Source organism: Spirilliplanes yamanashiensis (assembly GCF_016863475.1).
Classification (GTDB): domain Bacteria; phylum Actinomycetota; class Actinomycetes; order Mycobacteriales; family Micromonosporaceae; genus Spirilliplanes; species Spirilliplanes yamanashiensis.
Genome location: NZ_BOOY01000036.1, coordinates 218049 through 242787, shown reverse-complemented (window position 1 = coordinate 242787; position 24739 = coordinate 218049). Strand labels below are relative to the sequence as shown.

Sequence of the window (24739 nt, the reverse complement as noted above, 5' to 3'; positions counted from 1 at the left end):
GTCAGCGTGCGCGCAGGACGTGGTCGATCGCGAGCTGGTTGAGCCGCACGAACCCGAACCCGCGCTCCGCCGCGGCGTCCGGGTCGAACTCCTCGAACGTACCGCGGTCGGCGAGGAAATCGGTGATCGTCTCGCCCTCGGCCAGCGTCGGCTCGGCCAGCTCGGCCACCCCGCTGGCGGCAAGCGCCTCCCGCACCTCCGGGTCGGCGCGGAACGCCTGCGCCCGCTCCTTCAGCAGCAGGTACATCCGCATGTTCGCCTTCGCCGATTCCCACACCCCGGCGTAGTCCTCGGTGCGCGACGGCTTGTAGTCGAAGTGCCGCGGCCCGTCGTAGGCCGGCCCGCCGCCGGGCCCGCCGTGCTCCAGCAGGTCCACCAGGGAGAACGCGTTGAGCAGGTCGCCGTGGCCGAACACCAGGTCCTGGTCGAACTTCGGCCCGTGCTGGCCGTTGAGGTCCAGGTGGAACAGCTTGCCCTGCCACAGCGCCTGGGCGATGCCGTGGGTGTAGTTGAGGTTCGACATCTGCTCGTGGCCGACCTCCGGGTTCACGCCGACCAGCTCGTGGTGCTGCAGCTGGGCGATGAACGCCAGCGCGTGCCCGACGGTCGGCAGCAGGATGTCGCCGCGCGGCTCGTTGGGCTTGGGCTCCAGGGCGAACCGGATGCCGTACCCGCGGTCGACCGAGTACTGGGCGAGCGTGTCCACGGCCTCGCGGTAGCGGTCCAGCGCGGCCTGCACGTCCTTGGCCGAGTCGTACTCGCTGCCCTCCCGGCCGCCCCACATGACGAACGTCCGCGCGCCCAGCTCCGCGGCCAGGTCGAGGTTGCGCATCACCTTGCGCAGCGCGAACCGGCGCACCGAGCGGTCGTTGCTGGTGAACCCGCCGTCCTTGAACACCGGGTGGGTGAACAGGTTGGTGGTCACCATCGGCACCACCAGCCCGGTCTCGTCGAGCGCCTTGCGGAAGCGCGCCAGGTGGCCGTCGCGGGTGTGCTCGTCCGAGCCGAACGGCACGACGTCGTCGTCGTGGAACGTGATGCCGTACGCGCCCAGCTCGCTGAGCCGGTGCACGGCCTCGGCCGGGTCGAGCGGGGCGCGGGTCGCGTCGCCGAACGGGTCACGCGCCGTCCAGCCCACCGTCCACAGCCCGAAGGAGAACTTGTCCGCGCGGGTCGGCTGCACCGTCATGGGTTACCTCCACGAAATTGTTCAGTGATTGAATTAAATGGAGGTGGTGTGGCATTGTCAACCCGGTGCACGCCCGGCTCCTGAACCCGCGCGGCGCGCCGGTGCGCCAGGCCGGCGTCCGGGCCCACAACCTCGCCCTGGTCCTGCGTCACGTCGCCGGCGCCGCCACCCCGCCGTCGCGCGCCGCCATCGCCGCCGCCACCGGCCTCACCCGCGCCACCGTCTCCGCCCTCGTCGACGACCTGGTCGCCGGCACCCTGCTCACCGAACTCACCCCGGCCCCCCGCGCCGGCGCCGGCCGCCCCGCCGTCGGCCTCGCCCTCTCCCCCGACGGCCCGGCCGGCCTCGGCCTCGAGGTCAACGTCGACTACCTGTCCGCCGCCGTCGTCGACTTCACCGGCCACGTCCGCCACCGCGTCGTCCGCCACCTCGACCAGCGCCCGGCAGGCGCCGACCGCACCCTGCAACACCTCAGCCGCCTCGCCGGCGAAGCCCTCACCCGCGCCGGGACCGACGGCCTCACCATCGCCGGCGGCGCCCTGGCCGTCCCCGGCCTCGTCACCGGCGACCTCGTCAAGGTCGCCCCCAACCTCGACTGGCGCGACGTCGACCCGATCGCCCTACTGCGCCGCGCCACCACTTTCAAGGACATCCCCCTCACCGTCGACAACGAGGCCAACCTCGCCGCCCTCGGCGAACTGCACGCCACCCCCGGCACCCCGACGTTCGTCTACATTTCGGGCGAGATCGGCATCGGCGCCGGCATCGTCGTCGACGGCGCCCTGTTCCGCGGCGTCCGCGGCTTCAGCGGCGAGATCGGCCACATCCCCGTCCACCCCGACGGCCCGGCCTGCCGCTGCGGCGCCCGCGGCTGCCTGGAGCAGTACGCGGGCCAGGAAGCCATCCTCCGCGCCGCCGGCGTCCCCCTCACCGGCCGCCCCGACGAGTCCCTCGCCACCCTCGCCGCCTGGGCGGCGGCCGGCGACGCCACCACCCTGACCGCCCTCGCCGGCGCCGCCACCGCCCTGGGCACGGCGGTGTCCACGGTGGTCAACCTCCTCGACGTCGACACCGTCATCCTGGGCGGCAGCTACGCTCCGCTGCTCCCCTGGCTCCACGACGGCGTCAACCTGGAGATCGCCCGTCGCGTCTTGACGGCGGCGTGGACCCCGGTCACCATCCAGGCCGCCACCCTCGGGCCGTCGGCGGCGGTGACGGGGGCCGGGGACTCGGTGATCCGCACCATCCGCGACGACCCGGCCACCTGGCTCTCCCGCCGCTGACCAGGCCGGGCCACCCCTTTCGCGGCACGGCTGGCGGGCGCTGGGCAAGGCAGGGTGCACGGCCGGCGGACGTGCGTAAGGGGCCGCGGCCAGGGGCCAGCCGTGGGGGCTGCGACGCGCGGAGTGCGAGGCCGCGGGTCCGCGCAGCCGCCGGGCCGCGAGGCGCGGCAAGGGGCGCGGCAGCCCGGCGCACGAGGGCGCGGCTCGGGGCCGCAGCGCACAAGCGAAGCGCGAACGCGCGGATGTGGCGACGGCGCAGCGGCGCGGCCAGCGCGCAGCGCGGCGCACGGCGCGGGCGGTGGGTGGCGCGGGCAGTGGGTGGCGCGGGCAGTGGGTGGCGCGGGCAGTGGGTGGCGCGGGCAGTGGGTGGCGCGGCGGAGGGCGCTGAACGGCGTGCACGCGGAGTGGTCGGGACATGGCGAGGCCCGTCGCAGGACGTTGCGACGGGCCCCGGCAGTGCCGGTGCGGGCTAGCGGCTGGCGCCGCTGCGGGTCGAGATGGCCTCGAGGAAGATCTCGCCCATGCGGGCCGGGTCCTCGACGGTGAAGACGCCGCCGCCGGTGGGCTCGGCGATGGCCTCGAGCTCCTTGCGGTCGACTTCGCCGCCGATGCCGATGATCACGACGCGGACGGGGCGGTTCGGGTCCTTGATCTTCGTCAGTTCGCTGATGAGGGCGCCGCGGGAGATGCTGTCGGCGTCCTCGTTCTTGCCGTCGGTGAAGAGGATGACGGAGTTGATGCGGCCGCCCTGCCACGTCTCCTGGACGTTCTTGTACGCCGCCAGCAGCGTGTCGTAGAGGCCGGTCGCACCGCCCCGCTTGGGGACGATCTGGGCGACCGACGCCTCCAGTTCGGCGCGCTTGGCGGACAGGGGGCTGATCGGGACGATCTCGCGCCAGTCCTGCTTGCCCCTGAGCTCGGTGGAGAACAGCCACACGCCGACGGCCCACTTGTCGTCGAACAGGGACAGGCCCTGGCGGGCCGCGGCCTGGGTGACCTGGGCGCGGGTGGCGTTGCGGGCGCTCGGGACGGTGGTGAGCATCGAGCCGGAGACGTCGAAGACGGCGAGGACGCGGCCCGGCAGCGTGATGGCCGCCCAGCTGCCCAGCGCACGGCTGATGGCGCCCGCGTCGGGGCCGCCGGCCGCGGCGCCGCCGGACGGCGGGGCGCTGGAGGCGGCCACGGACGGGCTGGCGGCCGGGGCGCCGGCGGGAGCCGCGAAGCCGGCGCCGGTGGAGCCGTCGGCGGCGCGCAGGCCGCGGCCGGCGAGGGCGTCGCGGAACGCGGCGGAGGACAGGGCGGTGTGCAGGCCGTCGGCGGCGGCCTGGCGGGGCGCGTCGGCCTCGGGCAGCACGGCGAACGGGTAGTTCAGCGCGGGCGGGGCCGGGTCGAGGTAGAGCGCCGCGAGCTTGATCGGCGGCTGCTCGGCGTTGTACGCGACGACGTCCTCTTCGGACAGCGGCGCCGCGTTGAGCGCCGAGGCGATGTCGGCCGGGTCGGTGGAGCGGGGGAACTTCTCCAGCAGGTCGTCGCGCAGGGCGCTGCTGGCCTGGGCGAGAGTGCGCAGGGCGCCGGTGGCGGCGTTCTGCGCGGCGGCGCCGCCGGCGGAGCCGCCGGTGGCCTGGCCGAGCGCGAGCAGGCCGGCGAGGCCGGCGGCGTCGCGGGTCGGGTCGACGATGCCGGTGCGCAGGCCGGTGCCGGTGCTCATCTGCTGGAGCAGGTCGGTCCAGCCGAGCTTCTTGTCGGGCCAGCCGACGCGCTGGGCGACGGGCTCGGGCATGGCGACGACGACGGGGCTGTTGGCGATGGAGCGGCCGTCGGTGGGCACGAAGCCGGGCGCCTCCTGGCGCAGGCGCAGCAGCCAGGTCGACGAGTCGGGGATCCAGACGTCGGGCGGCCGGATCGCGCCGCTGCCCTGGCCGAGGCCGGTGAGGGTGACGCCGTGCTGGCTGGCGATGGCCGCGGCCATGGTGGCCGGGTTGATCGACGAGACGTCGACCTTCACGCAGGTGCCGGCGACGTTGGCCCCGCCGGCCTCCCAGGAGGCCGCGGTGCTCTGGATCGCCGGGACGATCTCGGCGGCGGCGGCGACGGTGAGCCGCACGGAGCCGGTGCACGCGGGCTTGTTCAGCTGCTGGTAGCCCAGCCATGACCCCGCGAGGACCACGACCAGTGCCATCGCCGCTGCGACAACACCGGCTCCCCGGAGGTTGAGATTTCTGCGATGACGGCCTGGCACCCGTCAATACTGCGCACCGATGGTCGATGACGCCATATACGTTCGGATGAAAGTTACTCAGATCCCCGAACCGGCACACTCACACGACGTTCCGTGATGGATCCATCTCTCACCGTCGATATGAGGGGAGCCTCACCGGGCCGCCGGCACCCAGGGCAGGACGCAGGTCGGGCTCGGCAGCGGCGTCGGCTCACCGAGGGCCCGGGGCACGCCGTCCTCGGCGCCCAGCGCGAAGGCGACTACGGAATGTGACCGTTCGTTCGCTACGTAGAGGTGATCCCCCATGAGCGCGAGGTGCCGGGGCCACGTCCCGCCGGTCGGCACCTCGGCCACCCGGCGCTCGTCGTCGAACACGGCGACCGTGTCCGGGCCGCGGTTGGCGACGTAGGTGAACCGCCCGTCCCGGCCGATGGCCAGCTCGCTCGGGTAGACCGGGCCGGGGCCGTCGCTCGTGGGGCGCGCCTCGCCGGCCGCGAGCGCGCCGGTGGCCGGGTCGACGCGCCAGCCCGTCAGCGTGGCGGCCAGCTCGGCGACGACGTACAGGGTGCCGTCGGGGTGCCGGGCCAGGTGCCGCGGGCCGCTGCCGGGCTCGGCCGCGAGCGGGGTCTGCGGCGCGGTCAGCCGGCCGGACACCGGGTCGAGCACGTACCGGAAGACACGGTCGGCCCCCAGGTCGACGGCGAGCAGGCCGGAGCCGTCGGGGTCCGGCGCCACCATGTGCGCGTGCGGGCCCTCCTGACGGTCGGCCACCGGGCCCGCGCCCTCGTGGCGCACCAGGTCGGTGCGCTCGCCGGGCGCGCCCGCGGCGTCCAGGGGCAGGACCGCCACGCTGCCGGAGCCGTAGTTCGCGGCGACGAGGTGCCGGCCGTCGGCGGTGACCGCCAGGTGGCACGGGTGCGCGCCGCCGGTGGGCTGCACGGCGAGCGGCGTGAGGCCGCCGTCCGCGTCGACGGTCCACGCGCTGACCGTGCCCTCGGTGAGCTCGTTCACCGCGTACAGCACCGGCAGGTGCGGGTGCCGGGCCAGGAACGACGGCGACGGGGTGCGGGCCGCGACCCCGGCGCGGCTCAGCGCGCCGGTGGCCGGGTCGCGCCGCAGCAGCACGACGCCCTCGCCGTCGCCGGCATCGCCGGTGTAACAGCCGACAAAGATCAGTTCAGCACCGTGTACGCCCACACCTGCGATCCAAGCAGACGCGGCCGGTCAGAACGCGTTGGCCGGGGTCTGCCGCGCCGCCACGTACTCGACCAGTTCGATGAGCACGGCGCGGGCCGACTGGCGGTCGCGGGCGTCGCACAGCACCACGGGCACGTGCGGGTCCAGGTCGAGGGCGCGGCGCACCGCGTCGACGCCGTGGCGCATCTCCTCGTCGAAGCAGTTCACCGCGACGACGAACGGGGTGCCGCGGCGCTCGAAGTAGTCCACGGACGGGAAGCAGTCGGCGAGCCGCCGGGTGTCCGCCAGCACCACCGCGCCGAGGGCGCCGTCGGCCAGCTCGTCCCACAGGAACCGGAACCGCTCCTGGCCGGGCGTGCCGAACAGGTAGACCAGCAGGTCCTCGGTGATCGTGATGCGGCCGAAGTCCATGACGACGGTGGTGGTGGCCTTGTCCTCCACGCCGGAGGTGTCGTCGGCGCCGTCGGTGGCGGTGAGCACCTCCTCCGTCTGCAGGGGACGGATCTCGCTCACGGAGCCGACGAACGTGGTCTTGCCGGCCCCGAACCCACCGGCGATCAGGATCTTCAGTGCGAGCGGCACGCGCACGCCAGGGTCCCGCTCAGCGCCCCCGGAGTCCATGGACCACCGCCTTCAGCACGTCGTTGCGCGACCGGGTGGCCGCGGGAGGTTCGTAAAGGGATATCAGACCCGCCGATGTGAGATCACCGAGGAGTACCCGGATCGCGCCGAGCGGCAGGTCGATGCGGGCGGCGAGCTCGGCGACGGGGACGGGGCGGCGGGCCGCCTTGACGATGGCGTGGTGCTCGGGCTGCAGCCGGGCCATGGAGGCCTTGCCGCCGGTGGCCACCACGTACGCCACCACATCGATACGGGTCGTCGTCGACACCCGACCCTGTGTCACCGCGTACGGGCGGACGACGGGGCCGGCGTCGGAGTCCAGCCAGGCGTGGTCGCGCACCGGCGGCCGGTCGGAGCGCATCAGCCGGCCTCGGGCAGGGCGCGCGGCGGCGCGTCCATGATCTGGCCGACGCGCACCACGAGCATCGCCATCTCGTAGGCGACGAGCCCCAGGTCGGCGTCGCTCTCGGCGAGCACCGCCAGGCAGGCGCCCTGGCCGGCGGCGGTGACGAGCAGGAACGCCTCGTCCATCTCGATCACGGTCTGCCGCACGTCGCCCGCGCGGAAGTGCCGGCTGACGCCCTTGGCGAGGCTCTGGAAGCCGGACGCCATCGCGCACAGGTGCTCGGCGTCGCCCCGGTCGAGGCCGCCCGAGCGCCCCATGAGCAGCCCGTCGGCCGACAGGACGACGCCCTGCCGCACCGCCGGGACGCGCCCCACCAGGTCGTCGAGAAGCCAGTTCAGGTTGTCGGTCTGCTTGGTCGTCTGGGGCACCTAGCCGTCCCTCTCCGTGTCGCTGCTGTGTGGTCTGGCCGGCAGGATCTCGCCGATGTGGACGGTGGGCGCGGCCGCCGGGTGGGCCGCGGGGTGCGCGGCGGCCGGCTGGTCGGCGGTGGCGGCGACCGGGTACGGCGCCGTGACGGCCTCGGCCCAGCCCGTCCCGGCCCAGGCGGCCGCCCAGTCGGCGTCCCGCCCGTCCGGCTCCCCCGCTGCGGCCCCGGGTGCGGCGCCGGGCTCGGCCCCGGATGTGGCTCCGGGCGCGGCCCCGGGTGAAGGCCCGGGGGCCGGCTCGCCTGTCCGCGGGCCGGGTCCGGGGGTGTCCTGCTCCTGCCGGTCCGCCGGTGGCGGGTCCGCCGGCCCGCCCGGCTCGTGGCCGGGCACGTCGTCGGCCCCGGCCGGCCGCAGCGCGGCGGCCGCGGGGGCCAGGTCGCCGGTGGCGTCGAGCCGGCCCCGGCGGGTGCCGGCCTGCAACCCGCTCATCAGCGAGCGGACCTCGTCCGGGGTGCGCGGGGCCGCGGCGCCGGCGGCGGGCGGCTCGGCCGGCGCGGCGGCGGCCTCGACGCGGCGGCGCTGCGGCAGCCCGTCGGCGTTGGGTTCGGCGGGGGCGGTGCGGCGCCGGGACGGGAGGTCCGCGGCGGGTTCGTCGTCGGCGGGCGGGCGCGGGCCGGGGATCTCGGGGCGGACCCGCACCCCGGCCAGGTCGATGACGTCGCCGGGCCGGGCCGACGCCGGCGACACCGACGCGGGCGCGGGCGAGGCCGGTGAGGCGGGCGACGCCGACGTCGGGGCGGCGGTCAGGGCGGTGCGGCCGCCGCCGACGGTGACCAGTGCCAGGGGCAGCAGGGCCACCGCGGTCACCCCGCCGTACGGCGACGAGCGCAGCTGCACCCGCACCCCGTGCCGGGCGCCGAGCTGCGCCACGACGAACAGGCCCAGCCGGGCGCTGTCCGACGGGTCGAAGGCGGGCGGCTCCAGCAGCGCGCGGTTCGCGTCCTCCAGCGCCTCGGCGGGCATGCCCAGGCCGCGGTCCTCGATCTCGATGGCGTACCCGTTGGGCACGGCCTGCCCGGCGACGTGCACCCGGGTGTGCGGCGGCGAGAACGACGCGGCGTTCTCCAGCAGCTCGGCCAGCAGGTGGATGACGTCGCCGACGGCGCGCCCGGCCACCGCCGCGTCCTGCACGGCGGTGATGTCGATGCGCTTGTAGTCCTCGACCTCGCTGATGGCGCCGCGGACGACGTCCACGACCGGGACGGGGTTGCGCCACCCGCGGCCCGGCTTGGCGCCGGCGAGGATGACCAGGTCCTCCGCGTGCCGCCGCATGCGGGTGGCGAGGTGGTCGATGCGGAACAGGTCCTCCAGCTCCGCCGGGTCGGTGGCGCGCCGCTCCATCGTGTCGAGCACCGCGAGCTGCCGGTGCAGCAGCGCCTGACTGCGCCGGGCGATGTTGAGGAAGACCTCGTTCAGGCCGCGGCGCAGGGCGGCCTCGTCGACCGCCGACTGCACCGCCGTGCGCTGCACCTCGGTGAACGCGCTGCCGACCTGGCCGATCTCGTCGGCGCCGTACTCCAGCGGCGGCGCCTCGGCGGCGACGTCGACGGTCTCGCCGCGGCGCAGCCGGCCGACGACGGCGGGCAGCCGGTTGCCGGCCAGGTCGAGGGCGGCGGCGCGCAGGCCGGTGAGCCGGCCGATCAGCGAGCGGCCGACCCGCAGCGACACCAGCGCGCAGACGACGACGGCGAGCAGGCCGAGCAGCGCCGCGGCGGCCAGCCGCAGCAGGATGCCGACGGCGACCGGCATGGCCCGGTTGTCGAGGGAGTCGGTGGCGGTCAGCTCGAAGTCGCGAACCTGCTGCACGACGGTGCCGTACGCGGCGTCCCAGTCGGCCTGGCCGATGGGCACCGGCCCGGACCCGGCCGCGACGATGGTGGCCTGCAGCTGGTCGAGGCGGGCGAAGGCGCCCTGCCCGGCGAGCCGGTCGAACGTCGCGCGGTCGACGTCGGGCAGGTCGGCCTGGCCCTCGGCGTACAGGAAGTCGGCGACGCCGAGGATCTCCACCAGCCGGGCGTGGTCGGCGGCGGTCAGCCGCCCGGTGGTGAACGCCCCGGCCAGCACGGCGTCGGCCTGGCTGAGCGTCTCGCGGGCCCGGCCCATGGTGGTCAGGGCGCGGATGTTGCGGTCGATGGCCGGCTCGTTGAACGTGGCCGCGCTGTAGAACATCCGGAACGCCGACTCGATGAACGCGGTGTAGAGGTTGTGCGCACCGGCGGTGTCGACCTCGCGCCGGTCGATGTAGCCGCGGGCGCTGGGCAGCGCGTCCAGCGCGGTGAGCACGGCGTCGATGCGCCCGGTCAGCACCGGCTCGGCGGCGTCGCGGGCGTCCTCGCCGGCGGCGGTGCGGCGGAAGTCGGCGACCGCCCGGTCTGTGCCCGCGCGCTGCCGGCCCAGGTCGGCGCCGTCGCGGTCGTCGTCGGACAGGTAGACGGTCGACAGCCGGCGCTCGCGCTGCAGCTCGGCGATGAGCACCTCGCCGGGGTGGCCGACCGTGTCGAGCAGCGTCTGGATGGACAGCAGGTTGAGCGCGGGCCCGACGGTCAGGACGGTGGCGAAGACCCAGAGCGCGACGAGGGCCGCCAGGGGTGCCGCGACCAGCGAGAGGATCTTCGACCGGATCGACCAGTTTCGGGTGTGCATCCAGACCTCGTCCGTCACGGGGAGCGCGCGCTCGGAGCAGGATACGTAATCGTGGCGATCGGCACTAGCCGATCGATCACATGCCCGGTCCGAACCGGACGGTGGCCCGGCGGTTCGTCCACTGAGGACCCGCCGGCCGCTCGACGACGTGCCGGCGGCCCGGGTCACGGTCGGCGAAACGCCCCGTCCCCGCGTTTTCTGGAATCAGTCGACTTTCGGCCCGGAACGAGTTCGCCCGGGGGTCCGGATTGACGATCTCGGTTGCGTGGCATTACAGACGGGAAAGGAGGCACCCATGACATCCACGCAGATCGTCGTCCTCATCGTGGTGATCCTCGCCGTCCTGCTGATCGCGGCCGTGGCGGCGCGCGTCGCCCGGCGCCGATCGCTGCAGAAGACCTTCGGCCCCGAATACGACCGGGTGGTCGCCGAGAAGGAAGACCGCGGCGCCGCCGAGCAGGAGCTGCGCGAGCGGCAGAGCCGCCACGCCGAGCTCGAGCTCAAGCCGCTGTCCGCCGAGTCCCGCGCGCGGTACTCCGCCGCCTGGGAGGAGGTCCAGGTCCGCTTCGTCGACGAGCCCGCCGACGCCGTCCGGACCGCGGACGCCCTCGTCACCCGCCTGATCGCCGAGCGCGGCTACCCCACCGGCTCGTACGACGACCAGCTCGCCACACTGTCCGTCGAGCACGCCCGCACGCTCGGCCACTACCGTGACGCGCACGAGATCAGCGAGCGCAACGACCGCGGTGAGGCCACCACCGAGGACCTGCGCCAGGCCCTGGTGCACTACCGCGCCCTGGTCGCCGACCTGCTCGGCGAGGAGCCGGTGCAGTCCACGGACCTTCCCCGCCAGCAGTCGACCGACGACGGCGCCCGTCCCGACCCCGCCCGCCCCGACATCGCCGGCTCCGCCGGCCGGTGAGGAAGGACCCCCCGATGCGCTTCTTCACGAACGATCGCGACACCACCGACCGCGACGACGACCGGGACCGCGACGACCGCGGCACCTCCGAGGACGCCCCCGGGCACGTGGCCTCCGACCCGGTGCCCGTCCCCCAGCAGCGGCCCGCCTCCCCGTGGGCGCAGGGCCCCCGGCACGGCGAGGACGCCGTCGAGGAGCAGGCCCGCGCCGGCGACCTGACCGGCACCCCGGCCGCGCCGGGCCCGGACGCCGACCGCGACACCGACCGCGACCGTGACGCCCTCACCGACCGCGACGCCGCCGACCGGGACGATTCCGACCGGAAGCCCGGTGACGCCCTCACCGACCGCGGCACCTTCGACGACCCGGTGGTGGCGGGCGCCCCGCCGACCGCCGGCGCCGCCGACCCCGGCGACCTGCGCGACCACGACACCACCACCGACCCCACCCTGGACCCCGACCGGGACACCGACCGGGAGACCGACCGGCTCGACGTGCCGGTCGCGGGCGCCCACGCCACCGACGCCCCCGGCCCGGTGAGCATCGACACCGACCGCGACCGGGAAGCCGACCGGGAAGCCGACCGGGAGGCCGACCGCGACGCCGCCCAGGGCCGGCCGTCCGGCTTCGAGGAGCCCGCCCTCGGCGAGCGCCGCGGCGACGACCACACCGCCGACGACGCCGACCGCACCGACGGGCGGCCGTTCGCCGAGCCGGTCCCCACCGCCGCCGCCTTCGGCGGCACCACCACCGACCGGCCCGCCGGCACCGGCACCGACGACGGCGTCCTGGAGGACGGCGGCACGTTCTCCGACCCGGTGGTCGTCGCGCCGGGCGGTGAGGCGCGCACCTTCGCCGCCACCGACGCCGCCAAGCCCGGCGGCGGCCCCGAGGTCGGCCCGCTGTTCGCCGACCCGAGCAGCTTCAAGGACCGCTGGCGCGATGTGCAGCTGCGCTTCGTCGACGACCCGAAGGCCGCCGCCGACGAGGCCGCGTCCCTGGTCGACGAGGCCGTCGACGCGCTGACCGCGGCGCTGAAGGAGCAGCGGTCGAAGCTGAGCGGCACCGAGGCCTCCGACACCGAGGCGCTGCGGGTGCGCATCCGCGGCTACCGGGACTTCCTGGACCGCCTGCTCGCCCTGTGACACCCCCGCCGGGAGATGCTGACAGTCGCTGTCAGCATCTCCCGGTACCGTGCCCGGTGTGCGCGCGTCCCGGCTCGTCTCGCTGCTGCTGCTGTTGCAGACCCGCGGGCGTATGACGGCGCAGGCGCTCGCCGACGAGCTCGAGGTCTCCGTCCGCACCGTCTACCGCGACGTCGAGTCCCTCGGCGCCGCCGGCGTCCCGGTGTACGCGGACCGCGGCCCGGCCGGCGGCTACCAGCTGCTCGACGGCTACCGCACCCGGCTGACCGGCCTGACCGCCGACGAGGCCGAGACCCTGTTCCTGGCCGGCATGCCCGGCCCCGCCGCCGAGCTGGGCCTCGGGTCCGTGCTGGCCGCCGCCGAGCTGAAGCTGCGCGCGGCGCTGCCCGGCGAGCTGGGCGCCCGCGCCGGCCGGCTGCGCGACCGGTTCCACCTGGACGCCCCCGGCTGGTTCCGGGCCGCCGAACCCACCCCGCACCTGGCGACCGTGGCCGACGCCGTGTGGTCCGGGCGGCAGCTGCAGGTGCGCTACCGGCGGTGGAAGACCCCGCGCGAGGTCACCCGCACCCTGCACCCGCTCGGCGTGGTCCTCAAGGCGGGCCGCTGGTACCTGGTGGCCGTGTCCCGCGAGCGCGTCACCGCGTACCGGGTCGCCGCCGTCCTCGACGCCGAGCCGCTCGACGCGCCCGCCGACCGGCCCGCCGGGTTCGACCTGGCCGCCTTCTGGCGGGAGTGGGCCGACCGGTACGAGAGCAGCGTCTACCGCGGCACCGCCCGGGTGCGGATGACCGCGGCGGCGCTGGAGCGGATGGGCTACGTCTTCCCGCCCGAGATGAGCCGCGGCGCGCGCGCCGCCGCCGGGCCGCCCGGGCCCGACGGCTGGCTGGAGACGGAGGTGCCGATCGAGTCGGACCGGCACGGCCACATCGAACTGCTCAAGCTGGGCGCCGAGGTCGAGGTCCTGGCGCCCGCGTCGCTGCGCGCGATGTTCGCCGGCACGGCCCGCGAGCTGGCCGCGCTCTACCCCACGGAGGACGCATGAGCACCCTGCCCGCCGACCAGCACGCGTACAACGCGGCGTTGATCGAGGAGTTCCGCGCCGCCGGGCGACGCCTCGGCGAGCGGCCGCTGCTGCTGCTCACGACGACCGGCGCCCGCACCGGGGCGGACCGGGTCACCCCGATGATGTACGTGCGCGACGGCGACCGGCTGCTCGTCATCGCCTCCAACGCGGGCGCCCCGCGGCACCCGGACTGGTACCACAACCTGGTCGCCGACCCGCGCGTGACGGTCGAGGTGGACGGCGAGCGGTGGGCGGGGACGGCCACCCCGCTGACGGGCGCCGAGCACGACGCGGCGTGGGAGCGGATCGTCGCCGGCCACCCGTTCTTCGCCGACCACGCGGCCAGGGCCGGCCGGCGCATCCCGGTCGTGGCGCTGACCCGCTAGCGGGCCGCCTCGACGAGGACGCCCGGGGTGGGCTTCGACTGCACCAGCGGCGAACCCTCCACGGCCGGCGTCACCGTCGCCGGGGCGCCCGGCGTGGCGTCCGCGCTGCCCGTGGGGTCCGGGGTCGCCGGGTCGTCCGTCACCTCGACGGGCGGGGTGGTGGGCGGCTTCGACGACGGCGTCGGGACCACCGGCGGGGTCGTGCTCACCGCGCTGGGCGTCGTGGGCCGGGGTGCGCTGCGCTGGGGCCGGATCTCCGCGTCGCCGTTGCCGGCGGTGCGCCTGGTCGGGCCCAGGTCCGCCGGGACCACCTCCTCCGGCGCGGCCGCGCCGCCGCCGGGCGCCTGCGCCGCCTCGTCGCCCACGACGCTGGTGATCGGGCTCGGCGGGCTCGCCGGGATGGTGCCGAGCTGGGCGCCGACCCACAGCGCCGGGCCCAGGCCCACCGCGATGATGGCCGCGAACAGCGCCAGGGGGCCTCGCTCCATGACCCCACCTCCCCCGACGTGGTCGATCCCGCTCGTTGCGGTCGGCCTACCCGTACCCCGGAAGACAGGAAGGTAAGCGACGCTCCGCCCGCCCATCATGACCGAAAGTGACGACCCGTTCTGCCCTTCGTCACGAATCAGACCCTCAATAGAGACGAACGGACGAGAGCCGCCAACAGTTCAGCGGTCAGCCGGCCGTGGCCGGATCGACACCTGTCGGTGACCTGCTCAGCGCGGGCGATTCACGAACGCCACCGCGTCCTCCAGCGCGGCCCACCCGGCGGCCAGCTCGGCCACGTCCAGGCCCGCCCTGACCTGCAACGCCCCGCCGGCCCGCAGGTCCAGCCGGTACGCCCGCGGCGTCCGCCGGGTCCGCTGCCCGCCCGCCAGCTCCGCCCACGGCACGAACCGGGTGCCCGGGACCTCGGCCAGCCGCGCCGCGTCCCCCGCCGCCGCGAGCCGCGCCAGCCGCGGCCGCGCCTCGCCCGCCCGGGTGCGCGGCAGCCCCGGCACCAGCACCAGGCCCGTGTCGAGGATCAGCAGGTCGGCGCGCGCCCCGTCCACGGCCAGGTTGACCAGGCCGCCGACGACCGCGCCGCCCGCCGGCGGGCTGACCGGCGCGGGCGCCGGGTCGATGCCCAGCTCGGCGAGCCGCCGGCGCAGCTTGTCCGCCCCGTCCGGCCGCACCGCCAGGTCGGCCAGCTCGGCCAGGTCCAGCGGCCCGCCGTCCGCGGCGACCAGCTCGGCCGCGCCGGTCCAGCTGTGCCGCCACCGGGCCGCGCCGGACCCCAGCGCGGCCAGCGCCAGCAGCAGGGTGACCAGCTCCGCGGCGCGCGCGGTGGCCGCGTCGGGGTCGAGGTCGGGGAACACCTTGCGGACGGACGGCACGAGCGCGTCACCCTCGGCCAGCTCCAGCGCCCCGGCCAGCCCGGCGACGGGCCCGCCGATCACCCGCCCGACCGCCTGCAACGCGCCGTCGGCCTCGCGCTCCATCTCGGCGGTACGGGCGGCGCCGAAGAACTCGTCCCACGACAGCGCGGTCCGCCCGTGCGGCGGGAACGCGATGGCCTGCACCGCGAGCCCGAGCCCGGGCAGGTCGGGCACGAGCTGCCCGGCCGGCCACCGCCCGTCGGGATTCCCGCCGCCCGCGGCGGCGGGGGTGGATGGGGTGGAGGGAGCGGCCCCGGCGGTCGAGGGGGCGGCCCCGGCGGTCGGGTGTGCGGCCTGAGCGGCGACCGTGCCGGCGGCGACCGCGGGGCCGGTTGGCGCGGGCGCCGAGGCGGGCGCCGTTGCCTCCTGCCCGAGCGCGGCGGCGGAGCCGCCCGAAGCGGGCGCGGCGGCGGCCGCGGAAGTGGGCGCGGTGGCGGGAGCAGGCGCGGCGGCGGGGGTGGCCGCGGGAGCGGAGGCGCCGGCGGAGCCGGCAGGCGCGGGAACGGCGGGCGCGGAGGCGGGCGCCGGCGCCGGGACCGGCTGCTCCGCCGGGGCGGTGGGCTGCGGCGGGACCGGGTTCGGTGGGGTGGCGGTGAGGGCGGCGAGGCGTTCGGTCAGGGGTGGGTGGGTGGTGTCCGGGTCGTCGGGCATGGTGGCGCGCCACGCCGCGAGGTCGTCGGCGCGGGCCGCGAGCATGCGCAGGAGGCCGCCGAACACGTCGTCCGGGACGTGGCCCGCCTGCCAGCCGGGGCCCAGGTATTCGGCGTGGAACAGCTGCTGGGCGGCGACGAGCATGGGCAGGTCGCGTAGGGCCTCGGCGGCGGCGCGGGGGCCGGCGGCGCGGGCGGCGTAGCGGTCGGCGGCGAGTTCGTGGGCGTGCAGGACCGGGGCGCTGACGGTGTGGACGAGCCGGGCGTAGCCGCGCAGGGGCCAGGCGGCCACGTTGCGCGGGCCGGTGCGGGCGACGGAGCGGTCGAGGGCGTGGCGGCCCCGCCAGACGGCCGGGCGGGCGCGGCCGGCGAGGCGGGAGTCGTGGGCCAGCTCGTGGGCGAGCAGGGCGCGCAGGTGGTCGACGTCCAGGGCCTGCAGGACGGGCAGGCCGACGACGAGTTCGCGGCGCCCGCCGAGCAGGCCGAGCAGGCGGCTGCGTTCGACGACGGTGACGGTGGCGTCGGCGACGACGGTGAGCGCGTCGGGGGTGCGGGCCTGCGCGCCGGCCGCCAGTTCGTCCACCTCGGACCACAGCCGCGGGGCGTCGGCGCGGGTGACGGGCACCCCGGCGACGGCGGCGTGCCGGACGTGCAGGGCGCGGCGCAGCGCGTACGCGAGGGCGCCGACGGGCGCGATGCACAGCGGCACCGCGACGGCGACGGCGTGGCCGGTGGGCAGCCACTGGAGCAGGGCGAACACGACGGCGACGACGACGAGCAGCTCGGCGCCCGCCACGACGAAGGACCCGGCGAGCAGCAGGACCGCCAGCCGGCCCCGCAGGGCTGTCGGCATCGCTCGCTCTCCCTCCGGCTCGGACGCCCGAGACCCACCCCACCCTAGAGTCCGCCCCGGGCCGGAACATCCGCCCGACCGGGTGAACCCGTACCCCGGCCGGACGGCCCACGAGGCGGCCGTGAGCTGCCCGGACACGCCGCCGGGCGCGGCGCGGGGGTCGGGCCCGCGCGAATCCGGCCTTGGATCCGGCGGTGGCGGCGCGGCAAGATTTAAGCGAAATCTATGGGTCCGGGGAGGCGATGGGTCTGCGGCGCGTCGTGGTCATGACGGTCGCCGCGCTCCTCGGGGCGGTCGCCGTGGCGACCCAGTACAACCGGCCGGGGCCGTCCCCGTCGGCGGCGGCGGTGCCCGCGCCGCCGCAGTGGGTGGGCGCCTGGGCTGCGCCGATGTCGGACGGCGACCGCGGCGACTTCGGCGACGGCCCGTACACGGTGCGCAACGTGGTGCGCCTCAGCGTGGGCGGTTCGGCGGTGCGGCTGCGGCTGTCGAACGCGTTCGGCGGCGACGAGGCGGAGTTCGGCCCGGTGACGGTGGCGCTCGCCGACCCGCAGGGCGCCGGCGGGCTGGGCGGACCGGCGGCGCCGGTGACGTTCGGCGGCAACCTGACGGTGGACGTGCCGGACGGCGGCTCGGTGGTGAGCGACCCGGTGCCGTTCGAGGTGGCGGACGGGGCGACGCTGGCCGTCAGCGTGCACGTGCCGGACCCGCCGCCGCGGGCGTCGCGGCACATCCTGGCGTTGCGCACCCAGTACGCGGCGGAGGGCGACCACGCCGCGGACGAGTCGTCGGACGCGTTCGACCGCACGTCGACGTCGTGGTGGTACCTGACCGGGGTGGACGTGGCGGGTTCGGGCGCGACGGGCACGGTGGTGGCGTTCGGCGACTCGATCACCGACGGGCACGGCTCGACGTTCGGCAAGGACCGGCGCTGGCCGGACGTGCTGGCGGACCGGCTGGAGGCGGCGCCGCAGCGGCTGGCGGTGGTGAACAGCGGCATCTCGGGCAACCTGCTGCTGCCGGACGCCGACGACGCCGACTGGGGCGACGGCGAGGGCGAGGGCGACGGCGAGGAGCGCGTCGAGAGCGGCGACGGCGACGTCGCCGAGAGCGCCCGCGCCGCGGCGGGCGACGACAAGCGCGGCCGCCCGGGCGTGGACCGGGCCGAACGCGACATCGCCGAGCCGCCCGCGACCCGCACGGTGGTGCTGATGCTGGGCATCAACGACATCCGGCACACCGACGAGCCGGACGCCGCGGACGTGTGGGCCGGCTACGAGCGGATCGTCGCCGCCGCGCACGGCCAGGGCGTGCGGGTGATCGGCTCGACGCTGCTGCCGATCGGCGGCACCGACCTGTGGACCGAGGAGCGGGAGCGGGTGCGCGAGCAGGTCAACGAGCGGATCCGGGCGGGCGAGCTGTTCGACGGGTTCGTCGACGCGGACGCCGCCGTGCGCGACCCGGACGACCCGAGCCGGATGCGCGACGGCCTGCACACGGGCGACTGGCTGCACCCGAGCGACGCCGGCTACCGGGCCATCGCGGACGCGATCGACCTCTCGATCCTCTAGCAGGTTTGCGCGCCCGGGCGCGGGAAACGCTCTGCCCATGGACGACGCCCTGGACCTGGCCCTGAACGGGTACGCGTTCCTGCCGGACCGGCGCCGCGCCCGCGGCGGCGGCCCGGTGCCGCTGCGGCTGGCGGGCCTGCGCGCCACGGCGCTGTGCGGGCCGGACGCGGTGCGCTTCTTCTACGACGAGGCGCACGTGCGGCGCTCCGGCGCGCTGCCCGAGCCGCTCCGCGGGACGCTGTTCGGCAAGGACTCGGTGCACTCCCTCGACGGGGCGCACCACCGGCGGCGCAAGCACCTGTTCGTGTCGCTGCTGACCGGCGACGGCGTCGGCGACCTGGTGCGGCACGTGACCGCGGCATGGGACGACGCGGCCGCCGGCTGGGACGGCCCGACGGTGCTGATCGACGAGGCCGCGCGGGTCGTCACCCGCGGGGTGTGCGCGTGGACGGGGGTGCCGGACGGCCCCGGCCTGGCGCGGGACCTGACGTCGCTGGTGGACGGCTTCGCCACGGCGGGGCCGCGGCACTGGCGCGCCCGGCGGGCCCGGGGCCGGCTGGAGCGGCGGTTCGCGGCGCTGGTGGAGCGGGCGCGGGAGCACCCGGGCGGCACGACGGCCGTGGACACGATGGCCTGGCACCGGGAGGCGGACGGCCGCCTGCTGCCGCCGCGGGTGGCCGCCGTCGAGCTGCTCAACGTGATCCGGCCGACCGTGGCGATCTGCTGGTTCGTGGCGTTCGCGGCGCACGCCCTGACGCTGCGCCCGGAGCTGCGGCCCCGGCTGGCCGACGAGGCGTTCGCGACGGCGTTCACGCACGAGGTCCGGCGGTTCTACCCGTTCGCGCCGTTCGTGGGCGGCCGGGCGGTGGCGGACCTGGAGTTCGGCGGGGTGGCGATCCCGCGCGGCTCGATGGTGCTGCTGGACCTGTGGGGCCAGAACCACGACGCGACACTGTGGCCGGAGCCGTTCGCGTTCCGTCCGGAGCGCTTCGTCGGCCGTCCGGTCGGCGCCACCGAGCTGATCCCGCAGGGCGGCGGCGACCCGCGCACCGGCCACCGCTGCCCGGGCGAGCAGATCACGGTCGCGGTGCTGACGGCGCTGGTGCGGCGGCTGGCCGCGCTGGACTACGACCTGCCTCCGCAGGACCTGGGCATCTCGCTGCGGCGCATCCCGGCCCGGCCGGCCGACGGCGTGGTCGTCGTGCCCCGGCGCGCCGGGGCGGTCACTTCCAGTCGATCTGCGGCGAGCGGTAGAAGTTGACGCCCTGCGCCTCCCAGCGCGGGCCCTGCTGGGCCAGCCGCCCGCGGAACGTGTCCCAGTCGCGTTCGGCCTGCGGCGACCAGGCCAGCTCGGCGATCGCGGGCAGCCGCGGGAACGCCATGAACTCGATGTCGTCCAGGGTGCGCAGCGTCTCGGACCACAGCGGCGCCTCGACGCCGAGGATGTCGCGCTCCCCCACGCCGGCCAGGCGGCGCGCCGGGTCCCAGTCGTAGGCGTCCTTGACCTCGATGCGGGCCGCCCAGTCGAAGCCGAGCTCGGTCGACTTGTCGTACTTCATGTCGAGGTAGACCCGGTTGGCGGGCGACATGAGGATGCGGTTGCCGGCGGCGGCGGCCGCGGCGGTGTCCGGCTGCTCGGGCTCGGTGCCCCAGTACTGCGGGACGGCGTCGTCGGGCAGCGGCACGGCGGCGATCTCGTGCCAGCCGACGGGCGTCTTGCCGTACTTCGCGACGAGCGGCAGCACCCGCTTCATGAACGTGCCGTACTGCTCGTCGGTGGTGGCCTTGGCCTCGTCGCCGCCGATGTGCAGGTACGGGCCGGGCGTCAGCGCGGCGATCTCCTTGACGACGTCCTCGACGAACCGGTACGTCACCTCCTTCGACACGCACAGCGAGCTGTAGCCGACCTCGGTGTCGGTGCGCGGTGCGGGCGCGGTGCCGTCGCAGTTCAGCTCCGGGTACGTGGACAGCGCGGCGTTGGTGTGCCCGGGCAGGTCGATCTCGGGCACGATCGTGACGTGCCGCTCGGCGGCGTACGCGACGAGGTCGCTGTAGTCCTGCTTGGTCAGGAAACCGGGGCCCTCGCCGTCGACGCCGGTGCCCGCGCCGCCCGCCCTCTTCGTCAGCTCCGGCCAGGCCTCGATCTCGATGCGCCAGCCCTGGTCGTCGCTGAGGTGCAGGTGCAGGTGGTTCATCTTGTACTGGGCGATCAGGTCGATGTACGCCTTGATCTCGTCCGGCGCGTGGAAGTGCCGGGCCACGTCGAGCATCGCCCCGCGGTACTCGAACCGGGGCCGGTCGACGATGCGCCCGCCGGGCAGCACCCACTCGGCCTGCTGCAGGGTGTCGGCGTCGACGCGCGGCGGCAGCAGCTGCCGGATGGTCTGCACCCCGGCGAACAGCCCGGCGCCGGTGCGCGCCCGCAGCGTCACCCGGTCGGCGGCGATGTCCAGTTCGTAGCCCTGCCGGCCGACCGACCGGTCCGCGTCCAGCGTCAGCGTGATCGCGTTCTCGGGCCCGCCGGTGCCGATGACCAGCCCGAACCCGGTGGACGGCCGCAGCGCCGCCTGCAGCTGCCGGGCGACGCCGTCGGCGGCGGCCTCCTCGGCCCGGATCCGCGTGTCGGCCGTCAGCCGGAACCCGGCGCCGTCGCGCGGCGTCACCTCGGCCGGGACGGGCACCACGGCGTCCAGCGACATCGCCGCGGCCGCCGCCCCGCCGCCGGCGCCGGCGGGCGCGGGCTCGTCGGCGGAGCACGCCACGAGGGCGGGCACCGCCAGCACCGCGGTGAGGGCCAACCTCGTCAGGGGTACGCGCACAGCAGGCCCGCCTCTCGCTCGTGACGCCCGGCACACGACTTTAAACAAAGTTGCCCGATTGTGCACCGCCCCGTGGACGATCCGGGCACCGTCGGTGATCATGGCCGGATGACCGCCGTCGTCTTCCCCGCCGATCCGCTGCGCCCCCGCCGAGTTGACGAGCACTTCCGCGCCGAGGCCGACGCGGCCCGCGAGGCGGGCGCCCGGGTACTGCTCGACTCGGCCCCCGGCGCCGCCGAACCGGCCTGGTACCGCGGCTGGATGCTGACGCCCGAGCGGTACGCGGCCCTGCCGTTCGAGCTGTGCACCACACCGGACATGTACCGCCGGGCGCACGAGCTGCCCGGCTGGTACCCGGTGTTCGCGGCGGTGACCCCGGCGAGCGTGTGGCTGCCGCCGGGCGCGCCGCTGGCCGGGCTGCCGGCCGCCGCCGCGGCGCTCGGCGACGGGCCGTTCGTCGTCAAGGACTACGTGAAGTCCCGCAAGCACGAGTGGGACTCGGCGTGCTTCGCCCCGGACGCCGGGCGGCTGCCCGCGGTGGCGGCGACGTTCGCCGAGCGGCAGGAGGACTTCCTCGCCGGCAACGTGGTGGTGCGCGCCTTCGAGTCGTTCACCGGCCCGGAGGTGCGGGTGTGGTGGCTGGACGGCGAGCCGGTGCTGACCGGCCCGCACCCGGACGGCCCGCCGGAGGTGCCCGAGCCGCCGCTGGGCCACGTCGCGCCGCTGGTGCGGGAGCTGGGCTGCCGCTTCGTGACCACCGACCTGGCGCTGCGCGCCGACGGGGTCTGGCGGGTGGTCGAGGTGGGTGACGGGCAGGTCAGCGAGCTGCCGTCCGTCGCGGACCCGGCGGTGCTGTTCGCGGCGCTGGTGGCGGCCGCCGGTCGGTGATCGCCGGCTTCACCGCCGCATCACGGCCCGTCACCCGGGTGCCGGCGGTGTCCACGTACGACATGGTCTAGCCGGCCGCCGGGTCCGCCCGCGTGGCGCGGGTGAGCAGCGCCGCGACGTCGCGCATCCGGTCGACCAGCTCGGCGGGGCGTTCCACGCGCACCTCCGCGCCGATCACCCCGACGGCCATGACGGGCCAGTCGAGCGAGTCGGTGCTCATCAGCATCCGGCAGGAGCCGGCGTCCAGTTCCTCGACGACGCTCCACTGGCCGACCGCGGCGCGCACCCGCTCGGCCGGGGCCTGGATCACCACGGAGACCTCGTAGCGCTGCGGCACGAGGGTGAGGCGTTCGCGCAGCCAGGTGGCGGGGTCGCCGTCGCCGGGCAGGTCGCGGGGGCGGAAGCGGGCCCCGGTGAGCTGCGGGGCGGTGAGCCGGTCGACGCGGAACGAGCGCCAGTCGCCGCGTTCCAGGTCCCAGGCGACGAGGTACCAGCGGCGGCCGAGCGGCACGAGCCGGTGCGGCTCGACGTGCCGGGTGGCGGGCTCGCCGTCGCGCGGGGCGTAGGCGAACCGCAGCCGCTCCTCGCCGCGGGTGGCCTGGGCGATGGTGGTCAGCGTGTTCGCGTCGACGGTGGGGCCGCCGCCGAACACGGCGGGGGTGGTGACCGCCTGAAGGGCGTCGATGCGCTTGCGCAGCCGCGGCGGCAGCAGCTGGATGACCTTGCTGAGTGCCCGTACCGACGTCTCCTCCAGGCCGGCGACGGCGCCGGCGGCGGCGCTGCGCAGGCCGACCGCGATGGCCACGGCCTCCTCGTCGTCGAGCAGCAGCGGCGGCACGGCGGCGCCGGCCTTGAGCTGGTAGCCGCCCGCCACGCCGCGCGCGGCGGCGACCGGGTAGCCGAGCTCGCGCAGCCGGTCGACGTCGCGGCGCAGGGTGCGCGGGCTGACCTCGAGGCGGCCGGCCAGTTCGCCACCGGGCCAGTACCGGTACGTCTGGAGCAGGGAGAGCAGCCGCAGCATCCGCGCACTGGTGTTCGCCATGACGACAGGGTCTCCCGCATTGAGGTCAGGAAGTGGCCGCAACCAACTCTAGCGTGGGAACCATGATTGAGACGCACGAGCTGACCAGGCATTTCAAGGACGTGAGGGCGGTCGACGGCATCGACCTGCGGGTGGCCGAGGGCGAGCTGGTCGCCCTGCTGGGCCCGAACGGCGCCGGCAAGTCCACGACGCTGCGGATGCTCACCACGCTGATCCCGCCGACGTCCGGCACCGCCCGCGTCGCCGGGTTCGACGTGACCCGCCAGCAGCGGCAGGTGCGGCAGCACATCGGCTACATCGGGCAGGGCAACGGCGCCGCGCACAGCCAGCGCGGCCGCGACGAGCTGATCAGCCAGGGCCGCGCGTACGGGCTGACGGTGCGCGCCGCCCGCGCCCGGGCCGCCGAGCTGATCGACTCGCTCGGGCTCGGCGAGGTCGCCGACCGCACCGTCTCGACGCTGTCCGGCGGGCAGCGCCGCCGCCTGGACATCGCGATGGGGCTCATCCACGCGCCGCGGCTGCTGTTCCTCGACGAGCCGTCCACCGGCCTCGACCCGCAGAACCGCGCCAACCTCCAGGAGCACATCGTCGCGCTGCGCCGCGAGCACGGCACCACGATCCTGCTGACCACCCACTACCTCGACGAGGCCGACTCCCTCGCCGAGCGGGTCATCGTGGTCGACCACGGGCGCATCGTCGCCGACGACACCCCCGACCGGCTCAAGGCCGTGCACGCCGGCGACCGCGTCGTGCTGACGCTCGCCACCGGCGCGGACGCCGACCGCGCGGCGGCGCTGTCCGCCCGGGTCCCCGCCGCGACCGTCACCCGCGGCGGCCGCACCCTGCACATCGCCGTGCCCGGCGCCCCCGCGCTCGTGCCCGGCCTGCTCGCGGACCTGCGCGCCGACGGCGTCACCGTCGCCGCGGTCGAGGTGTCCCGCCCGACCCTCGACGACGTCTTCCTCAACCTCACCGGCCGCAGCCTGCGCGAGGGCGCGCCGGTCGCCGCCGACCTCGACCTCGTGGGGGCCTGACCATGACCACGTTCGCCGCCGACACCGTCACCGTCTTCAGCCGCGAACTGCGGCCCGTGCTGCGCAACCCGGCGTCCATCGTGTTCAGCATGGTGCAGCCGCTGTTCTTCCTGGCGCTGTTCGCGCCGCTGCTGCCCGACACCCCCGACGGCAGCTCCGCCCTGCAATGGTTCGTGCCCGGCATCGTCGTCATGTCCTGCCTGTTCGGCACCTCGATGACCGGCTCGAACCTGCTGTTCGAGATGCAGACCGGGTCGCACGAGCGGATGCTCGTCACCCCCCTGCGCCGGCCCGCGCTGCTCGTCGGCCGCGCGCTGAAGGAGATCGTGCCGATGTTCGCGCAGGCCGCGCTCATCGTCGCGGTGTGCGTCCCGTTCGGCTTCGAGGTGCACCTCGGCGGCGCTCTCCTCGGGCTCGCCGTCCTGGCCGCGTTCTGCGTCGGGCTGGGCGCGCTGTCGTACACGCTGGCGCTGGCCAGCAAGAACCAGGAGTGGCTGTTCTGGACCGTGCAGCAGACGCTGCTGTTCCCGCTGCTGCTGCTCGCCGGCATGCTGCTGCCCGTCGAGGGCGGCCCCGGCTGGCTGCAGACCGCGGCCCGGTTCAACCCGCTGACGTACGTGGTGGACGCCGAGCGGGCCCTGTTCAACGGCGAGGTTGCCGCCGCGACGACCGTGACCGGCGCGCTCGCGGCGGTGGCCGTCGGGGCGCTCGGGCTGGCGGTCGGGGTGCGGGCGATGCGGCGCAGCGCCTGACCGCGCCGACCGTGTGCGGCGCGGCCCGGGGCACCGGGTCGCGCCGCGGCGCGGGCGGCGGCCCGGCGGCGGCCGGGCCACGGCGCAGCCGGTGCAGCCGGCGCAGCCCGGCGGCGACCAGCAGCACCAGCGCCACCGGCACGATCACCAGCACGACGACGGCCAGCGCCCCGGCGGTCACCCGCACCCCGGCGCGGGTCCGCCAGCGGGGGCC

General features: G+C 76.0%; 21 protein-coding genes. 10 read left to right on the top strand and 11 right to left on the bottom strand.

The genetic code is table 11. The features are described 5' to 3' along the window. Position 1: 1 nt before the first annotated feature. Complete coding sequence (gene xylA, locus Sya03_RS26035; RefSeq protein ID WP_203941034.1) at positions 2-1189, bottom strand: xylose isomerase; 1188 nt, start codon at positions 1187-1189, stop codon at positions 2-4. A gap of 65 nt (positions 1190-1254) precedes the next feature. Here xylA and Sya03_RS26030 point away from each other — a divergent pair, with 65 nt between their 5' ends. After that, the gene (locus tag Sya03_RS26030; RefSeq protein WP_203941033.1) at positions 1255-2472 is read left to right on the top strand and encodes an ROK family protein; all 1218 of its coding nucleotides are present in this window, start codon (positions 1255-1257) and stop codon (positions 2470-2472) included. A gap of 469 nt (positions 2473-2941) precedes the next feature. Here the strand turns inward: Sya03_RS26030 and Sya03_RS26025 are convergent, their stop codons facing one another. The 6 genes from Sya03_RS26025 to Sya03_RS26000 form a co-directional block, all read right to left on the bottom strand. Beyond that, positions 2942-4651 carry a VWA domain-containing protein gene (locus Sya03_RS26025; protein WP_203941032.1) on the bottom strand — a complete coding sequence of 570 codons (1710 nt, stop codon included), beginning with the start codon at positions 4649-4651 and terminating at the stop codon, positions 2942-2944. 192 nt (positions 4652-4843) lie between these two features. Then, positions 4844-5896: a lactonase family protein gene (locus Sya03_RS26020; protein ID WP_370872145.1), complete on the bottom strand. Its 1053-nt coding sequence runs from the start codon at positions 5894-5896 to the stop codon at positions 4844-4846. A gap of 18 nt (positions 5897-5914) precedes the next feature. Then, entirely contained in the window at positions 5915-6508 is a 594-nt protein-coding gene (locus tag Sya03_RS26015) for a GTP-binding protein (protein ID WP_203941030.1), read from the bottom strand. Continuing rightward, positions 6489-6869 carry a DUF742 domain-containing protein gene (locus Sya03_RS26010; protein WP_203941029.1) on the bottom strand — a complete coding sequence of 127 codons (381 nt, stop codon included), beginning with the start codon at positions 6867-6869 and terminating at the stop codon, positions 6489-6491. The genes Sya03_RS26015 and Sya03_RS26010 overlap by 20 nt, the downstream gene beginning before the upstream one ends. After that, positions 6869-7282: a roadblock/LC7 domain-containing protein gene (locus Sya03_RS26005; RefSeq protein WP_203941028.1), complete on the bottom strand. Its 414-nt coding sequence runs from the start codon at positions 7280-7282 to the stop codon at positions 6869-6871. Before Sya03_RS26005 ends, Sya03_RS26010 begins: the two co-directional genes overlap by 1 nt. Next, positions 7283-9982 (bottom strand): sensor histidine kinase, encoded by a 2700-nt coding sequence (locus Sya03_RS26000; RefSeq protein ID WP_203941027.1) that lies wholly within the window; start codon positions 9980-9982, stop codon positions 7283-7285. Between the two features lie 295 nt (positions 9983-10277). On the opposite strand from Sya03_RS26000, the gene Sya03_RS25995 reads away from it, so the two are divergent. The 4 genes from Sya03_RS25995 to Sya03_RS25980 are packed head-to-tail and all read left to right on the top strand — an operon-like array spanning position 10278 to position 13498. Continuing rightward, positions 10278-10904, top strand: coding sequence for a hypothetical protein (locus Sya03_RS25995; protein WP_239107845.1), 627 nt, complete (start codon positions 10278-10280; stop codon positions 10902-10904). A gap of 14 nt (positions 10905-10918) precedes the next feature. Then, complete coding sequence (locus Sya03_RS25990) at positions 10919-12049, top strand: hypothetical protein (RefSeq protein ID WP_203941026.1); 1131 nt, start codon at positions 10919-10921, stop codon at positions 12047-12049. 58 nt (positions 12050-12107) lie between these two features. Further along, positions 12108-13091 carry a helix-turn-helix transcriptional regulator gene (locus Sya03_RS25985; protein ID WP_203941025.1) on the top strand — a complete coding sequence of 328 codons (984 nt, stop codon included), beginning with the start codon at positions 12108-12110 and terminating at the stop codon, positions 13089-13091. After that, positions 13088-13498: a nitroreductase family deazaflavin-dependent oxidoreductase gene (locus Sya03_RS25980; protein ID WP_203941024.1), complete on the top strand. Its 411-nt coding sequence runs from the start codon at positions 13088-13090 to the stop codon at positions 13496-13498. The genes Sya03_RS25985 and Sya03_RS25980 overlap by 4 nt, the downstream gene beginning before the upstream one ends. Here Sya03_RS25980 and Sya03_RS25975 read toward each other — a convergent pair. Together Sya03_RS25975 and Sya03_RS25970 are read right to left on the bottom strand one after the other, a co-directional pair. Continuing rightward, positions 13495-13986, bottom strand: a complete 492-nt coding sequence (locus Sya03_RS25975) for a hypothetical protein (RefSeq protein ID WP_203941023.1) — start codon at positions 13984-13986, stop codon at positions 13495-13497. The genes Sya03_RS25980 and Sya03_RS25975 overlap by 4 nt on opposite strands. A gap of 228 nt (positions 13987-14214) precedes the next feature. Further along, the gene (locus tag Sya03_RS25970; protein ID WP_203941022.1) at positions 14215-16419 is read right to left on the bottom strand and encodes a M48 family metalloprotease; all 2205 of its coding nucleotides are present in this window, start codon (positions 16417-16419) and stop codon (positions 14215-14217) included. A gap of 242 nt (positions 16420-16661) precedes the next feature. On the opposite strand from Sya03_RS25970, the gene Sya03_RS25965 reads away from it, so the two are divergent. After that, positions 16662-17990 carry a GDSL-type esterase/lipase family protein gene (locus tag Sya03_RS25965; RefSeq protein WP_203941021.1) on the top strand — a complete coding sequence of 443 codons (1329 nt, stop codon included), beginning with the start codon at positions 16662-16664 and terminating at the stop codon, positions 17988-17990. Between the two features lie 37 nt (positions 17991-18027). Beyond that, a complete protein-coding gene (locus Sya03_RS25960; RefSeq protein ID WP_203941020.1) occupies positions 18028-19251 on the top strand; it encodes a cytochrome P450 in 1224 nt (407 codons plus the stop codon). On the opposite strand, the gene Sya03_RS25955 is transcribed toward Sya03_RS25960, so the two are convergent. Next, positions 19214-20809 carry a beta-N-acetylhexosaminidase gene (locus Sya03_RS25955; protein ID WP_308442166.1) on the bottom strand — a complete coding sequence of 532 codons (1596 nt, stop codon included), beginning with the start codon at positions 20807-20809 and terminating at the stop codon, positions 19214-19216. The genes Sya03_RS25960 and Sya03_RS25955 overlap by 38 nt on opposite strands. A gap of 108 nt (positions 20810-20917) precedes the next feature. Between Sya03_RS25955 and Sya03_RS25950 the strand changes: the two genes are divergently transcribed. After that, positions 20918-21697, top strand: a complete 780-nt coding sequence (locus tag Sya03_RS25950) for an ATP-grasp domain-containing protein (RefSeq protein WP_203941018.1) — start codon at positions 20918-20920, stop codon at positions 21695-21697. Positions 21698-21764: 67 nt separating this feature from the next. Here Sya03_RS25950 and Sya03_RS25945 read toward each other — a convergent pair whose 3' ends face one another. Beyond that, on the bottom strand, positions 21765-22739 hold the full coding sequence (locus Sya03_RS25945; RefSeq protein WP_239107844.1) for a helix-turn-helix transcriptional regulator: 975 nt from the start codon (positions 22737-22739) through the stop codon (positions 21765-21767). Positions 22740-22801: 62 nt separating this feature from the next. Here Sya03_RS25945 and Sya03_RS25940 point away from each other — a divergent pair, with 62 nt between their 5' ends. Together Sya03_RS25940 and Sya03_RS25935 are read left to right on the top strand one after the other, a co-directional pair. Beyond that, positions 22802-23773 (top strand): ATP-binding cassette domain-containing protein, encoded by a 972-nt coding sequence (locus tag Sya03_RS25940; protein ID WP_203941017.1) that lies wholly within the window; start codon positions 22802-22804, stop codon positions 23771-23773. Between the two features lie 2 nt (positions 23774-23775). Beyond that, positions 23776-24525, top strand: coding sequence for an ABC transporter permease (locus Sya03_RS25935; RefSeq protein WP_203941016.1), 750 nt, complete (start codon positions 23776-23778; stop codon positions 24523-24525). Positions 24526-24739 lie beyond the last annotated feature (214 nt).

Coding starts and splice junctions, on each gene's coding strand:
- xylA (WP_203941034.1), bottom strand. CDS start 1,189: ATGACGGTGCAGCCGACCCGCGCGGACAAGTTCTCCTTCGGGCTGTGG.
- Sya03_RS26025 (WP_203941032.1), bottom strand. CDS start 4,651: ATGGCACTGGTCGTGGTCCTCGCGGGGTCATGGCTGGGCTACCAGCAG.
- Sya03_RS26015 (WP_203941030.1), bottom strand. CDS start 6,508: ATGGACTCCGGGGGCGCTGAGCGGGACCCTGGCGTGCGCGTGCCGCTC.
- Sya03_RS26010 (WP_203941029.1), bottom strand. CDS start 6,869: ATGCGCTCCGACCGGCCGCCGGTGCGCGACCACGCCTGGCTGGACTCC.
- Sya03_RS26000 (WP_203941027.1), bottom strand. CDS start 9,982: ATGCACACCCGAAACTGGTCGATCCGGTCGAAGATCCTCTCGCTGGTC.
- Sya03_RS25995 (WP_239107845.1), top strand. CDS start 10,278: ATGACATCCACGCAGATCGTCGTCCTCATCGTGGTGATCCTCGCCGTC.
- Sya03_RS25990 (WP_203941026.1), top strand. CDS start 10,919: ATGCGCTTCTTCACGAACGATCGCGACACCACCGACCGCGACGACGAC.
- Sya03_RS25980 (WP_203941024.1), top strand. CDS start 13,088: ATGAGCACCCTGCCCGCCGACCAGCACGCGTACAACGCGGCGTTGATC.
- Sya03_RS25975 (WP_203941023.1), bottom strand. CDS start 13,986: ATGGAGCGAGGCCCCCTGGCGCTGTTCGCGGCCATCATCGCGGTGGGC.
- Sya03_RS25970 (WP_203941022.1), bottom strand. CDS start 16,419: ATGCCGACAGCCCTGCGGGGCCGGCTGGCGGTCCTGCTGCTCGCCGGG.
- Sya03_RS25965 (WP_203941021.1), top strand. CDS start 16,662: ATGGGTCTGCGGCGCGTCGTGGTCATGACGGTCGCCGCGCTCCTCGGG.
- Sya03_RS25960 (WP_203941020.1), top strand. CDS start 18,028: ATGGACGACGCCCTGGACCTGGCCCTGAACGGGTACGCGTTCCTGCCG.
- Sya03_RS25950 (WP_203941018.1), top strand. CDS start 20,918: ATGACCGCCGTCGTCTTCCCCGCCGATCCGCTGCGCCCCCGCCGAGTT.
- Sya03_RS25945 (WP_239107844.1), bottom strand. CDS start 22,739: ATGGCGAACACCAGTGCGCGGATGCTGCGGCTGCTCTCCCTGCTCCAG.
- Sya03_RS25940 (WP_203941017.1), top strand. CDS start 22,802: ATGATTGAGACGCACGAGCTGACCAGGCATTTCAAGGACGTGAGGGCG.
- Sya03_RS25935 (WP_203941016.1), top strand. CDS start 23,776: ATGACCACGTTCGCCGCCGACACCGTCACCGTCTTCAGCCGCGAACTG.